Origin of the sequence: Azoarcus sp. DD4, from assembly GCF_006496635.1 — a bacterium.
Lineage (GTDB): Bacteria > Pseudomonadota > Gammaproteobacteria > Burkholderiales > Rhodocyclaceae > Azoarcus.
The window spans coordinates 3,809,201-3,822,432 of sequence record NZ_CP022958.1 but is presented as its reverse complement, the minus strand read 5'-3'; the positions used below and the strand labels follow the sequence as shown (position 1 = coordinate 3,822,432).

Genomic DNA, 13,232 nt, shown 5'->3' with positions numbered 1-13,232 from the left:
GTCAGCGGCGTGGGCGGGCGAGAATGCGGAAGTCGTCGCCGATGCGGCGCAGGTCGCGGATATCGAGCCGTATCGCTTGATCGAGGGCCGTCAGCGCGGCGAGGTTGAAGAGCCCCTGTGCTGCATCGCCGACCAGCATGGGCGCCAGATAGAGCAGCAACTCGTCGACGCAGCCTTCGCGCAGCAGCGAACCGTTGAGCTTGAAGCCGGCTTCGGCATGTACTTCGTTGATTCCGCGTTCGCCGAGTGCGTGCAGCAGCGCGGGCAAATCGACCTTGCCGGCCGGATTGGGCAGTACGACCACGTCATGGCCGTCCGCCCGCAGCGCCTCAGCACGTCCGGCATCCTCGCTGGCTGTGGCGATGAGCGCTGGAGCGTCCCGCAGGATGCGTGCGGCGAGCGGCACTTCGAGGCGCGCATCGACCACGATCCGCAGTGGCTGGCGTTCGCAGGGCACGGCGCGGACGTTCAGTTGGGGATCGTCTTCCCTGACGGTGCCGATGCCGGTGAGGACAGCGCAGGCGCGTGCACGCCAGCGATGGCCGTCGTCGCGGGCGGCGCTGCCGGTGATCCACTGGCTGACACCGTTGTCGAGGGCGGTCTTGCCATCCAGCGTACTAGCCGCCTTCAGCCGCAGCCAGGGACGCCCACGGGTCATGCGCGAGACGAAGCCGATGTTGAGTTCGCGCGCTTCATCCTCCAGCAGCCCATGGGCGGTGACGATGCCGGCCGCACGCAGGCGCGCCAGACCACTGCCGGCGACCAGCGGATTGGGGTCTTCCATTGCCGCGACCACGCGGGCTACGCCGGCCTGGATCAGTGCATCGCAGCATGGCGGCGTGCGGCCGAAGTGCGAGCAGGGTTCGAGGGTGACGTAGGCGGTGGCGCCGGCGGCCAACGATCCGGCAACCTGCAAGGCGTGCACTTCGGCATGGGCTTCGCCGGCGCGACGATGCCAGCCTTCGCCGACGATCTGGCCGTCGCGCATCAGCACGCATCCGACCCGCGGATTTGGGGTGGTAGTGTTCAGCCCTTGCGCTGCGAGTGCCAGCGCGCGGGCCATGGCGGCGTGGTCAGCTGCCGAAAAGATCATGCTCGGGATCGGGCGAGGGCGGGTTGGCAGGACGGCCGCGCTTGGGGCGCGTCTGTACTTCGCGGATGATCTCGGAGAACTCGTCGACATCGGCAAAGTTGCGATACACCGAGGCGAAGCGGATGTAGGCAACCTTGTCGAGCTTCTTGAGCTCCTTCATTACCAGTTCGCCGACCTTTTCACTGGGGACTTCGTTCTCGCCCAGCGACAGCAGCTTGGCTTCGATGCGGTCGACCGCGGCTTCGAGCGCCTCGGTGGTGACCGGTCGCTTGCGCAGTGCGAGCGACATGCTGCTTGTGAGCTTGGCGTGGTCGAATTCGCTTCGATTGCCGTTGCGCTTGACGATGTGCGGCATCTTGAGATCGATGCGCTCATAGGTGGTGAAGCGCTTGTCACACTTCAGGCACCGACGACGGCGACGAACGACGTCACCGTCCTCGTTTTCACGGGTGTCGGTGACCTGGGTGTTCGGATCGTCGCAGAAGGGGCACTTCATCGAAATGGTGTGCGGGGCCGGCTGCGGCCGGCCCGCGCCGGACTTACTTGCCGTAGACCGGATACTTCGCGCACAGCTCGGCGACCTTGCCGCGCACGCGCTCGATTACTGCTGCATCGTGCGGGGCATCCAGCACGTCGGCGATCAGGTGGGCGATCTGCTCGGCCTCGATCTCGGTGAAGCCACGGGTGGTCATCGCCGGCGAGCCGATGCGGATGCCGGAGGTGACGAAGGGCTTCTCCGGGTCCTTCGGGATCGCGTTCTTGTTCACCGTGATGTGGGCGCTGCCGAGCACCGCTTCGGCTTCCTTGCCGGTGATGTTCTTCGAGCGCAGGTCGACCAGGAAGACGTGGGATTCGGTGCGGCCGGAGACGATGCGCAGGCCGCGCTCTTCGCCGAGCACGCGCGCCATCACGCGGGCGTTGGCGATGACCTGCTCCTGGTAGTCGCGGAAAGCCGGGGTGGCGGCTTCCTTGAAGGCGACTGCCTTGGCGGCGATCACGTGCTCGAGCGGGCCGCCCTGCAGGCCGGGGAAGATCGCGGAGTTGATCGCCTTCTCGTGCTCGGCCTTCATCAGGATGATGCCGCCGCGCGGGCCGCGCAGGGTCTTGTGGGTGGTGGAGGTGACGACGTCGGCGTGCGGCACCGGGTTGGGGTAGTAGCCGGCGGCGACGAGGCCGGCATAGTGGGCCATGTCCACCCAGAAGATGGCGCCAACTTCCTTGGCGATCTTGGCGAAGCGCTCGAAGTCGATGCGCAGCGAGTAGGCCGAGGCGCCGGCGATGATGATCTTGGGCTTGTGCTCGCGGGCGAGCGCTTCCATCGCCGCGTAGTCGATCTCTTCCTTGGCGTCGAGGCCGTAGGCGACGACGTTGAACCACTTGCCCGACATGTTGAGCGGCATGCCGTGGGTGAGGTGGCCGCCTTCGGCCAGGCTCATGCCCATGATGGTGTCGCCCGGCTTGGCGAAGGCCATCAGCACGGCCTGATTGGCCTGCGAACCGGAGTTCGGCTGCACGTTGGCGGCATCGGCGCCGAACAGCTTCTTCAGCCGGTCGATGGCGAGCTGCTCGACCACGTCCACATGTTCGCAACCGCCGTAGTAACGCTTGCCCGGGTAGCCTTCGGCGTACTTGTTGGTGAGCTGGGAGCCCTGGGCTTCCATCACCGCGTGGGAGACGTAGTTTTCGGAGGCGATCAGCTCGATGTGATCTTCCTGGCGGCGGTTCTCCGCCTGGATGGCGGACCAGAGTTCGGGATCGACCTTGGCGAGAGTATCTTGCGAGGAGAACATGGGACGCGGGCTCGGTAACGAGTGGTTTTTAAAAGCGGATGTTACCACGCAGTCCGCTGGAAGAACGCGCCCGGGCCTGCCGGTCGATGCATGGATTCAGGGCTCGAAACGGTAGCCGACTCCCGTTTCGGTGAGGAAATGTACCGGCTGGGCAGGGTCGCCCTCCAGCTTCTGGCGCAGGCGGCCGACGTAGATGCGCAGATAGTGATTGCTGTCCACATAGGCCGGCCCCCATACCTCGCGCATCAAGTGGTTGTGGGTCAGGACCTTGCCGGCGTTGGCGGCGAGGACAGTGAGCAGGCGGTACTCGATCTTGGTCAGATGCACGGTTTCGCCGTTGCGGCTGACGGTGCGGCGCACGAAATCGGCTTCGACCTCGCCGAAGGCGAGGCGGCCGGAGCTGTCCTCGTGCTTGACGTGGCGGCGCACCAGCGCGCGCACGCGGGCGAGCAGCTCGCCCATGCCGAAGGGTTTGGCGAGGTAGTCGTCGGCGCCTTCGTCGAGCGCGCGGATCTTGTCGTCCTCCTCGCCACGGGCGGACAGGATCAGCACCGGCACATGGCTCCAGGCGCGAATGCCGCGCAGCACTTCCATGCCGTCGATGTCGGGCAGGCCGAGGTCAAGCACGATGAGGTCGGCCTTGCGGATCCCGGCTTCGATCAGGCTGCGCTTGCCGCTGTCGACCGTGAACACGCGGTAGTTCTCGCCTTCGAGCGCGTTGCGCACCAGGCGGCGGATCTGGGGTTCGTCCTCGACGACCAGTACGGTGATGTCCATGGTCTGCCTATTCTTCGTTGATGACCGGTGGGGTGCCGAGCGGCAGCCGCAACTGCACGCAGGCGCCGATGTCGCGGTTGTGCACCGCGATGTTGCCGCCGTGCGCGGCCATGATGCGGTGGCAGATGCTGAGGCCCAGGCCCATGCCCGGGACCGCGGATTCGGCATTGCCGCGTTCGAACAGCTCGAACAGACGGTCGATGTTGCCCGGTGGGAAGCCTTCACCCTGGTCGCAGACCTCGATGCAGGCTTCGTTGGCCTGGAGGTCGGCAAAAGCGGTGATCTCGATCGGCGAACCGGCGGGTGAATACTTGGCGGCATTGTCGATCAGGTTGCAGACCACGCGTTCGAGCAGGGTGGCGTCGAATTCGACCAGCGGCAGGTCGGGCTCCAGCCGGACCCGGATGGGATGGTCCGACAGTTGGGGTTTGAGCAGGCGCAGGCTGGCGGCGATGACATCGTCGAGCAGGTGCCATTCGCGCCGCGGGCGGATGTTGCCGCTATGCAGCCGCGCCATGTCGAGCACGTTGTTGAGGATGCCGCCGAGCGCGCGTGATTGCCGCAGCAGCGTAAGCGCGGTTTCCTGAGCGGGGGGCGGCAGCGGTTCGCGCGACATCACCAGGCTGTCGGCGAGGCCGATCAGCACTGTCATCGGCGTGCGCAGGTCGTGCGAAAGCGCCGCCAGTACCGAGGTGCGCAGACGCTCCGAGGAAATGGCGATGGCGTTGCTTTCGGCGAGTTCGACGTAATGGACCCGCTCGATCGCGGTGGTGAGCAGCGAGGCGATGGTGCGATAGCGCTCGCTTTCGTGGGCCGGCAACCCGGTCTCGTGCCCGTACACCTGCACGAAGAGCTGGCCGCGCGCCGATTCCGAGCTTCGCAGCGGAAACACCGTTGCGCCGTCCGCAGCCGGTGGCGGTTCGCCGCCGGACAACTCGAGGTGAACATGCCTTTCCTGGTGGACGAGATACCCGTCGAGCGCCAGTCGAATCTGTCCCAGGGTGATGCAGCCGGCCAGTTCGTGGGCAAGCTCGTACAGCGCATAAGTATCGCGTTCATGCAGCGCACTCAGCCGGGCTTGCTGGCCGAGGCCGGTGCTGAGTTGCGCGGTGACGAGGCCGACCGTGAGCATGACGACCAATGTCACCAAGTACTGCAGGTCGGTCGGAATGAAGGCGAAGTGCGGCGGGACGACGACGAAATCGAGCAGGGCAGTGTTGGTGACGGCAGCGACTATCGCCGGTCCGCGCCCCAGCCGTAGCGCGATCAGGAAACCCACCAGCAGGAACAGCATGGCGATGTTGGCCGGGTCGAGCACATGGCGCAGCGGTGCCGCGCACAGACTGACCAGCAGGCTGGCCGCCACCGCCAGCAGATAGGGGCGGGCACGTTGCAGGGCGGTCTGGTCCAGTCTGGCGGAAATCACTTCAGGCGGCGAGGTGAGCGAGGGTAGGGCGAACAATAGCCGAGCCATTCGCGGACGCCGTAAAAAAGCTGTTAATTCCCGGGCGGTGCGCGCCCGGTCGAGCACGGGGCGCACCGTCTTGCCTCAGGCGTTGGGCAGTTCGTCGCGGGCGCTTTCGAGATGATGCTGTTCGGCCCAGGCGAGCAGATGCCAATCCTCGCCATCGTAGTCGAGCCAGTTGAGCGCGGCATTCAGGATGGGGAAGTCGCGCGGCGCTTCCAGCGGCAGCCTGCTGGCCAGCCGGTGGGCGATGTCCAGCACACCGCCGTGGGTGACCACCAGGATCTGCTCGCCGCGATGCCGGCCGGCGAGATCGGTGAGGACACTGCCGATGCGGGCGGCGAACACCAGCAGGCTTTCACCGCCCCCGGGGAAGGAGAATTCCGGCTCGCGCGCCTTGAAGCGGTGGTAGGCGTCGGGGTAGCGATCGGCTGCTTCGGCATAGGTCAGCCCCTGGAAGGCACCGTAGTGGCGTTCGCGCAGCGCCGGGGTGGGCCTTGCTTCCAGCCGGCAGGCGCGGGCGGTCGGCGCCGCCGTCTGCAGCGCGCGGGTGAGGTCGCTGGCGTAGATCGCGGCGAAGCGGTGTTCGGCCAGGCTACGTGCAGTGGCCTCGGCCTGCACAAGGCCGACTTCGTTGAGCGGGACGTCCAGGTGTCCCTGCAGGCGGCGTTCCGCGTTCCACAGCGTTTCGCCGTGGCGGACCAGACAAATCCTGCAGTGGTGCGGGTTTTGAGCTTGTTTGCGTGTGTCCATCGATACGTGAATACCCTAGCTTTAAGGCCTAGGCCTCTCAGTGGAATAATCCGGCCACCGCAAAGGCAGGTGTGCGCACAAGCCTGCCAGGCGTCCGGGTATGTTGTCCCCTCCAAAGGAGTAATGAAGTGTCCTTCCTGCTCAACCTGTCGAAGTTGATCGATTGGATCAACGAACGGGTCGGGCGCAGCGTGATGTGGCTGGTACTGATCGCAGTCGTGATCAGTGCAGGCAACGCGCTCGTCCGCAAACTGTTTAACACAAGTTCCAACGCGCTCCTGGAAATTCAATGGTATCTGTTTGCTGCGATTTTCCTGCTTGCGGCCGGCTATACCTTCCTGCGTAACGAGCATGTCCGCATCGACGTGATCACCGGCCGCCTCTCGCCCAAGGGGCAGAACGTGGTCGACATCATCGGCATCCTGTTCTTCATGCTACCTATGGCGGCGATGATCGTCTGGATGTCCTGGCCCATCGTCATGCTCTCGCTTCATTCAGGCGAGATGTCCGCCAATCCGGGCGGCCTGATCCGCTGGCCGGTGAAGATCCTGCTGCCGCTGGGCTTCGCCCTGCTGATCCTGCAGGCGGTGTCCGAATTGATCAAGCGCGTCGCGTTCATCACGGGGCAGGGCCCCAATCCGCTGGAAAAACAGGGCGCTCCGTCGGCCGAAGAAGAACTTGCCGCCGCCATCAAGCAACAGTCTGCGGGAGGCGCGCAATGACCCAGTTCCTGATCGACAACATGGCACCGCTGATGTTTGCGGCGCTGGTGTTCTTCCTGCTGTTCGGCTTCCCCGTCGCCTTCGCGCTGGCGGCCAACGGCATTTTCTTCGGCCTCGTCGGCATCGAACTCGGTCTGCTCAGCCCGGCTCTGTTCCAGGCGCTGCCCGAGCGCATCTTCGGCATCATGGCCAACGACACGCTGCTGGCCATTCCCTTCTTCACCTTCATGGGTCTGATTCTCGAGCGTTCCGGCATGGCCGAGGATCTGCTCGACACCATCGGCCAGCTGTTCGGTCCGATCCGCGGCGGCCTGGCCTATGCAGTGATCTTCGTCGGCGCGCTGCTGGCGGCGACTACCGGCGTGGTGGCGGCTTCGGTGATCTCGATGGGTCTGATCTCGCTGCCCATCATGATGCGCTATGGCTACGACCACCGTCTGGCCGCCGGCGTGATCGCTGCGTCCGGTACGCTGGCGCAGATCATCCCGCCCTCGTTGGTGCTGATCATCATGGCCGACCAGCTCGGCCGTTCGGTGGGCGACATGTACCAGGGCGCGCTGCTGCCTGGCCTGGTGCTGACCGCACTCTACGTCGGCTACGTGTTCCTGGTTACCGTGTTCAGGCCGAAGTTCGCACCGGCCATGCCGGTCGAGGCACGTACCATTCGCGAGGCGGACGGCACTTCCGGCCTGCGTTCGCTGGGCCTGCTGTTCGTGCTGTCGGTGGGGGCTGCCTATGCCTTCGCCCAGTACTACGGCGAAGGCAAGCCGCGCGACGAAGTCATCGTGGTGTCCTCGCTCGTCGCGATCGGCTTCGCCTTCGCGGCTTCGGTGGTCAACAAGCTGCTCAAGCTCGGCCTGCTGTCGAAGATGGCGGAACGTGTGACCTTCGTGCTGATCCCGCCGCTCGGTCTGATCTTCCTGGTCCTCGGCACCATCTTCATCGGCGTTGCGACGCCGACCGAAGGCGGTGCGATGGGTGCGGTCGGCGCGATCGTGATGGCAATGTCGCGCGGACGCCTGTCGCTGAAGCTCACCAAGCAGGCGATGGACGTGACCACCAAGCTGTCCTGCTTCGTGGTCTTCATCCTGATCGGCTCCACCGTGTTCGGCCTGACCTTCCGCGGCGTCAATGGCGACCTGTGGGTGGAGCACCTGCTGACCTCGCTGCCCGGCGGCCAGACCGGCTTCCTGATCGCGGTGAACATCCTGGTCTTCCTGCTGGCCTTCTTCCTCGATTTCTTCGAGCTCGCCTTCATCATCGTGCCGCTGCTGGCACCGGTGGCCGACAAGCTCGGGATCGACCTGATCTGGTTCGGTGTGCTGCTGGCGGTGAACATGCAGACTTCCTTCATGCACCCGCCCTTCGGTTTCGCGCTGTTCTACCTGCGTTCGGTGGCGCCGCCGAAGATCAAGACCTCGGAAATATACTGGGGGTCGGTGCCCTTCGTCTGCATCCAGATCATCATGGTGGCGCTGATCATCATCTTCCCCAACCTCGTTTCTTACGATCACGGCAAGGCGCAGACGGCACCGACCGAACTGCAACTGCAGCTGCCCGGGGCCGAGGGCTCTGGCGGGAGCGGCAGCAGCGAATCCGGTGCTCCTCAACTCGACTTGCTGCAGCAGCTGCAGCAGGGCGGAAACCGCTGATCGCTTTCGGCCGCCAAATAGAAAGGGCCCTTAGGGGCCCTTTCTATTTGGCGGCGCGCAGGCCGTTGCGGTGCTGTCCTGGAACGGGCGGTGGTGGTGCGCGGAACTGTCACCATGGGTCGCCCTGTCATGGGCCGTCATGGCGTTCGGCACAAGATCTCCGGTCGTCGACGTACAGAGTGAGGCGCAAGCCCTGCCAGCGTGTCCAACGGCGTTCGCGGGCAGGCCCTGAAACAGGCAGACGGCAGTCGCGACGGCGGTAGGCGTAAAAAAGCCCGCAGCGCGCTGCGGGCTTGATCCTGGGGTAGGGCTGCGGGTTTAGCGCGCCGATTGCAGGAAGCGGTCGATGGTCGCTTCGGCGACGCTGAACCAGGCGTTCTGCGACTTACGGTACTTATCCCATTCGGTGAAGATCTTCTTCCAGGCGGGATTCTTGCCGGCTTCTTCGTTGTACAGCTCGAAGGCAGCCTTGTATGCACCCTTCATGATCTCGTCCGAATAGGCTTCCAGCTTGACGCCGTTCGACAGCAGGCGGGCTAGCGCTTGCGGGTTCTTGTCGTCGTAGGAGGCCATCATCGTGACGTTGGCTTCGTGGGCGGCGGCGCGGAAGGCGTCCTGATAGAACTTTGGCAGCTTCGCCCACGCGTCCTTGTTGATGAAGAAGTGGACCACCGGACCCGGCTCCCACCAGCCCGGATAGTAGTAGTGCGGGGCAACCTTGTAGAAGCCCAGCTTTTCGTCGTCGTAGGGACCGACCCACTCGGCCGCGTCGATGGTGCCCTTTTCCAGCGACGGGTAGATGTCGCCGCCGGCGATCTGCTGGGGGATGGCGCCGAGACGCGAGAACACTTCGCCGCCCAGGCCCGCGATACGGATCTTCAGGCCCTGCACGTCGGCCAGGGTCTTGACCTGTTTGCGATACCAGCCGCCCATCTGCGTGCCGGTGTTGCCGCCGGCGAAGGACAGGACGTTGTAATTGGCGTAGAACTCGTCGAGCAGCTGCTGGCCGCCGCCGAACATGATCCAGGCGTTCATCTGGCGGGCGTTCATGCCGAACGGGACCGAAGTGCCGAAGCCGAAGGTCTTGTCCTTGCCGACGTAGTAGTACGAGCAGGTGTGGCAGATTTCGACGGTACCTTGCTGCACGGCGTCCAGCGCCTGCAGGCCGGGGACGATTTCACCGCCCGGGAAGACGCGGATGTCGAACTTGCCGTCGGTCATCGCGCGCAGGCGGTTGGCCATGACTTCCGCGCCGCCGTAGATGGTGTCCAGGCTCTTGGGGAAGCTGGAGGTCAGACGCCACTTGATTTCGGGCAGGCCCGTCTGGACGGCCGGTGCGCCGGCCGGCGCGCCCGCAGGAGCAGCGGCCGGTGCGGCTGCTTCTTCCTTCTTGCCGCAGGCCGCGAGGCCGACGGCGGCACCGGCAACCAGGCCGGCACCCGCTTTCTGCAGGAATGAACGACGTTCCACGATCTCTCCTCTTTGTCTGTGAACGAATATTTTTGCGACGCCGCCGATTATAGGCGTTGGCTGTTTGGCCAAAACGGCGGAAAACCCTAATCGGCGTGGCTTTGCGGCCGATTCGAGTGGGTCGCGGATGGCGCTGGCGATGCCCCTGCGGCGGTATGCGCCATTCCGTCGGCAAAGAGAAGAAGCGGGGTCAGCGGCCGGCGATCTTCATGCATTCGATCAGCACCGAGCCGCAGTGCTTGGCGCCGCGCGGCAGGGCGTCGTTGCCGATGGCGACAATGTTGCGGAACATGTCGCGCAGGTTGCCGGCGATGGTGACTTCCTCCACCGCGTGCTTGATCTTGCCTTTTTCCACCCAGAAGCCGGCGGCGCCGCGCGAGTAGTCGCCGGTGACGTAGTTGACGCCGTGGCCGAGGAGTTCGGTGACCACCAGGCCTTTGTCCATCTGGCGGATGAGGCCGGCCAGATCCTCGCTGCCCGGCTTGACGGCGAGGTTGTGCGAGCCGCCGGCGTTGCCGGTGGTCTGCATGCCGAGCTTGCGCGCGGAATAGGTGGACAGGAAATAGCCCTGCAGCACGCCGTCGATGACCACCTCGCGATCCCGGGTGGCGACGCCGTCGCTGTCGAACCAGCTCGAGCCGAAGGCCTTCTTCAGGTGGGGACGTTCGGCGATGCTCACCACCGGCGAGAACACCTGCTGGCCGAGGCTGTCGAGCAGGAAGCTGGACTTGCGGTAGAGCGAACCGCCGCTCACCGCCTGTACGAAGTTGCCGAGCAGGGTGACGGCCAGCGGGGCTTCGAAGATCACCGGCATTTCGCAGGTGCGGATCTTCTTGGCGCCCAGTCGAGCAATGGCCCGCTCGCCGGCTAGGCGGCCGACGTCTTCCGCAGCGATCAGGTCGGCGGCATCGCGCCGCGAGTCGTACCAGTACTCGCGTTGCATGCCGTCGCCTTCGCCGGCGATCACCGAGCACGACAGGCCGTGGCGGGTGGTGGCGTAGCCGCCGATGAAGCCGAGGCTGTTGGCGGAGACGAACTGCGACTGCTGGATGGAGACGTTGGCGCCTTCGGAATTGGTGATCTTCGGGCCGACGGCGAAGGCTGCATCCTCGCAACGGCGCGCCAGCTCGATGGCTTCATCCACCGAGATGTCCCACGGGTGGAAGAGGTCGAGGTCGGGCATGTCCTTGGCCATCAGCGCGGCGTCGGCCAGCCCGGCGCAGGGGTCGGGCGCGGTGAAGCCGGCGATCGAAACCGCCGCATCCACCGTGGCCTTGAGCGCGGCCTTGGAGAAATCCGAGGTGCTGGCGTAGCCGCGCTGCTGGCCGAGATAGACGGTGACGCCGATGCCCTTGTCGCGGTTGTACTCGATGGTATCGACCTCGCCCTTGCGCACCGCCACCGACTGGCCGAAGCCTTCGGAGACGTCGGTTTCGCAGGCCGAGGCACCGCGCTTCTTCGCGTACTTCAGGATGTCGGTGGCGATTTCGCGCAGATGGGCCTGGGAGAAGGAGAAGCCTTGAGCGGACATGGGCGGAAGACCAGTGGGCAAAGGCTATAATCTTAACCCGATCCCCGCCCGACGCTTGAGCCACGATGGTTTCCCGTTCAGATTTCCACGACTATTCCGATGACGACATGCTCGAGCCGCCGAGCAAGAGCAGCCGCAAGCGGGCGATGCACGCGCTACAGGATCTCGGCCAGCAACTGGTCGAATTGTCGGTCGAGCGCCTGCGCAAGGTGCCGATGCCCGAAGAGCTGTTCGACGCGGTACGCGACGCGCAGCGTTTCACTTCGCACGAGGCCCGTCGTCGCCAGATGCAGTACATCGGCAAATTGATGCGCAACATCGACCCCGAGCCCATCCAGGCCCAGCTAGACGTATTCAATGGTGTTTCGGCCGCCGAGGTGGCGAAGCAGCACAGGCTGGAGAAGCTGCGTGTCGATTTCATCGACGACGAAAAGGTGCTGGAGAAGATCGCCTCCACCTGGCCGCATGCCGACCTGCAGCACCTGCGCACGCTGCGGCGCAATGCGATCAAGGAACGCGAGCACAACAAGCCGCCGAAGTCCTTCCGCGAGATCTTCCGGGTCCTGCGCGAACTGGAAGAGGGCACTGTCGCGGCCGAGGACGAATCCACCGATTACGACAATCCGGAGCAAGCATGAGCGACAGCATCACCATCGGCCTGGTCTCGATCAGCGACCGTGCCTCGGACGGCACCTACGAAGACCAGGGCATCCCTTCGCTGAAGGACTGGCTCGGCAAGGCGCTGACCTCGCCGTGGACGGCGGTCACGCGGCTCATCCCCGACGAGCAGCCGGTGATCGAGCGCACGCTGATCGAGCTGGCCGACACCGTTGGCTGCTCGCTGATCCTCACCACCGGCGGCACCGGCCCGGCACCGCGCGACGTCACCCCGGAGGCGACGCTGGCGGTGGGCGACAAGGTGATGCCGGGTTTCGGCGAGGAGATGCGCCGCATCAGCCTCAACTTCGTGCCGACCGCCATCCTGTCGCGCCAGGTCGCGGTGATCCGTGGCCAGAGCCTGATCGTGAACCTGCCGGGCCAGCCGAAGTCCATCCGCGAAACCCTGGAAGGGCTGCGCGCTGCCGACGGCAGCGTCGACCACGTCGGCATCTTCGCGGCAATACCCTACTGCATCGACCTCATCGGCGGCCCTTATGTGGAAACCGACGAGGCGGTGATCAAGGCCTGGCGGCCCAAGCACGCCATCCGCCAGAAGCCGGCAGCGGTCTGAAGCCACAACGCCCCGGCCCTGCATCTGTCGGGCGGGGCTCTCCGTGCCAGGTCACTTCGGGACGATGGGTATCACCTTCCCCTTGAAGGCCGGCGCGGGCGGCATCCGTGGTGCGCTTGCCAACTGGCGGCGACGTTCCTGTTCGCGCCACCAGGCGCGCAGGCCGAGCAGGGCCGCGAGCAGCAGCGCATAGATCGCCGGCTCCAGCACGTCGGCCTTCACCAGCCACCAGTAGTGCAGCACGCCGAGGATGGCGATGGCGTACACCGCCCGGTGCAGGGCCTGCCACTTGCGGCCCCCCATGCGGCGGATGGCGAAGGCGTTGGAGGTGGCGGCCAGCGGTGTCATCAGCACCAGCGCGGCGAAGCCGACGGTGATGAAGGGGCGCTTGAGGATGTCGTGCGCGATTGCCGTCCAGTCGAAGAACTGGTCCAGCCACAGGTAGGTGAGAAAGTGGGCGACGCCGTAGGCAAAGGCGAACAGCCCGAGCATGCGGCGCAGGCGCAGCAGCCAGTGCAGGCCGGTCAAGCGGCGCAACGGCGTCACCGCCAGCGTGATCAGCAGGAAGCGCAGCGTCCATTCGCCGCTGGCGTGGGTGATGGCTTCGATCGGGTTGGCACCTAGCGTGTCGGCCTGCACGCCGAGCGCCAGTTGCAGCGCCGGCACCAGGCAGAGCAGGAAGAGCGCAGTCTTGATGGCGCCGATCTGCAGCGGCGAGGGGACGAAAATCCTGTTCTTCATCGCGATG

13 protein-coding genes are annotated in these 13,232 nt (G+C 65.3%); 4 read left to right on the top strand and 9 right to left on the bottom strand.

Annotated features, from left to right (window positions below; translation table 11 throughout):
• Position 1: 1 nt before the first annotated feature.
• From ribD to CJ010_RS17645, 6 genes are all read right to left on the bottom strand, one after another.
• Positions 2-1,093 carry a bifunctional diaminohydroxyphosphoribosylaminopyrimidine deaminase/5-amino-6-(5-phosphoribosylamino)uracil reductase RibD gene (gene ribD / locus CJ010_RS17670; protein WP_141019271.1) on the bottom strand — a complete coding sequence of 364 codons (1,092 nt, stop codon included), beginning with the start codon at positions 1,091-1,093 and terminating at the stop codon, positions 2-4.
• Positions 1,074-1,589 carry a transcriptional regulator NrdR gene (gene nrdR, locus CJ010_RS17665; protein WP_141019270.1) on the bottom strand — a complete coding sequence of 172 codons (516 nt, stop codon included), beginning with the start codon at positions 1,587-1,589 and terminating at the stop codon, positions 1,074-1,076. Before nrdR ends, ribD begins: the two co-directional genes overlap by 20 nt.
• A 43-nt stretch (positions 1,590-1,632) precedes the next feature.
• Positions 1,633-2,883, bottom strand: coding sequence for a serine hydroxymethyltransferase (gene glyA, locus CJ010_RS17660; RefSeq protein WP_141019269.1), 1,251 nt, complete (start codon positions 2,881-2,883; stop codon positions 1,633-1,635).
• 96 nt (positions 2,884-2,979) lie between these two features.
• On the bottom strand, positions 2,980-3,660 hold the full coding sequence (locus CJ010_RS17655; RefSeq protein WP_141019268.1) for a response regulator: 681 nt from the start codon (positions 3,658-3,660) through the stop codon (positions 2,980-2,982).
• A gap of 7 nt (positions 3,661-3,667) precedes the next feature.
• Positions 3,668-5,134 carry an ATP-binding protein gene (locus tag CJ010_RS17650; protein ID WP_141019267.1) on the bottom strand — a complete coding sequence of 489 codons (1,467 nt, stop codon included), beginning with the start codon at positions 5,132-5,134 and terminating at the stop codon, positions 3,668-3,670.
• A 75-nt stretch (positions 5,135-5,209) separates the two neighbouring features.
• A complete protein-coding gene (locus CJ010_RS17645) occupies positions 5,210-5,878 on the bottom strand; it encodes a histidine phosphatase family protein (RefSeq protein WP_141019266.1) in 669 nt (222 codons plus the stop codon).
• Between the two features lie 128 nt (positions 5,879-6,006).
• Here CJ010_RS17645 and CJ010_RS17640 point away from each other — a divergent pair, with 128 nt between their 5' ends.
• Together CJ010_RS17640 and CJ010_RS17635 are read left to right on the top strand one after the other, a co-directional pair.
• Positions 6,007-6,600, top strand: coding sequence for a TRAP transporter small permease subunit (locus tag CJ010_RS17640; RefSeq protein ID WP_141019265.1), 594 nt, complete (start codon positions 6,007-6,009; stop codon positions 6,598-6,600).
• Positions 6,597-8,252 (top strand): TRAP transporter large permease subunit, encoded by a 1,656-nt coding sequence (locus CJ010_RS17635; RefSeq protein ID WP_141019264.1) that lies wholly within the window; start codon positions 6,597-6,599, stop codon positions 8,250-8,252. Before CJ010_RS17640 ends, CJ010_RS17635 begins: the two co-directional genes overlap by 4 nt.
• 318 nt (positions 8,253-8,570) lie before the next feature.
• Here CJ010_RS17635 and CJ010_RS17630 read toward each other — a convergent pair whose 3' ends face one another.
• Both CJ010_RS17630 and pmbA read right to left on the bottom strand, forming a co-directional pair.
• On the bottom strand, positions 8,571-9,722 hold the full coding sequence (locus CJ010_RS17630; RefSeq protein WP_141019263.1) for a TRAP transporter substrate-binding protein: 1,152 nt from the start codon (positions 9,720-9,722) through the stop codon (positions 8,571-8,573).
• Between the two features lie 190 nt (positions 9,723-9,912).
• A complete protein-coding gene (gene pmbA / locus CJ010_RS17625) occupies positions 9,913-11,253 on the bottom strand; it encodes a metalloprotease PmbA (RefSeq protein WP_141019262.1) in 1,341 nt (446 codons plus the stop codon).
• 65 nt (positions 11,254-11,318) lie between these two features.
• Here pmbA and yjgA point away from each other — a divergent pair, with 65 nt between their 5' ends.
• Entirely contained in the window at positions 11,319-11,891 is a 573-nt protein-coding gene (gene yjgA / locus CJ010_RS17620; protein ID WP_141019261.1) for a ribosome biogenesis factor YjgA, read from the top strand.
• Positions 11,888-12,484, top strand: a complete 597-nt coding sequence (gene mog / locus CJ010_RS17615) for a molybdopterin adenylyltransferase (protein WP_141019260.1) — start codon at positions 11,888-11,890, stop codon at positions 12,482-12,484. Before yjgA ends, mog begins: the two co-directional genes overlap by 4 nt.
• 51 nt (positions 12,485-12,535) lie before the next feature.
• On the opposite strand, the gene CJ010_RS17610 is transcribed toward mog, so the two are convergent.
• Positions 12,536-13,225, bottom strand: coding sequence for a sulfite oxidase heme-binding subunit YedZ (locus CJ010_RS17610; protein ID WP_141020751.1), 690 nt, complete (start codon positions 13,223-13,225; stop codon positions 12,536-12,538).
• Positions 13,226-13,232 lie beyond the last annotated feature (7 nt).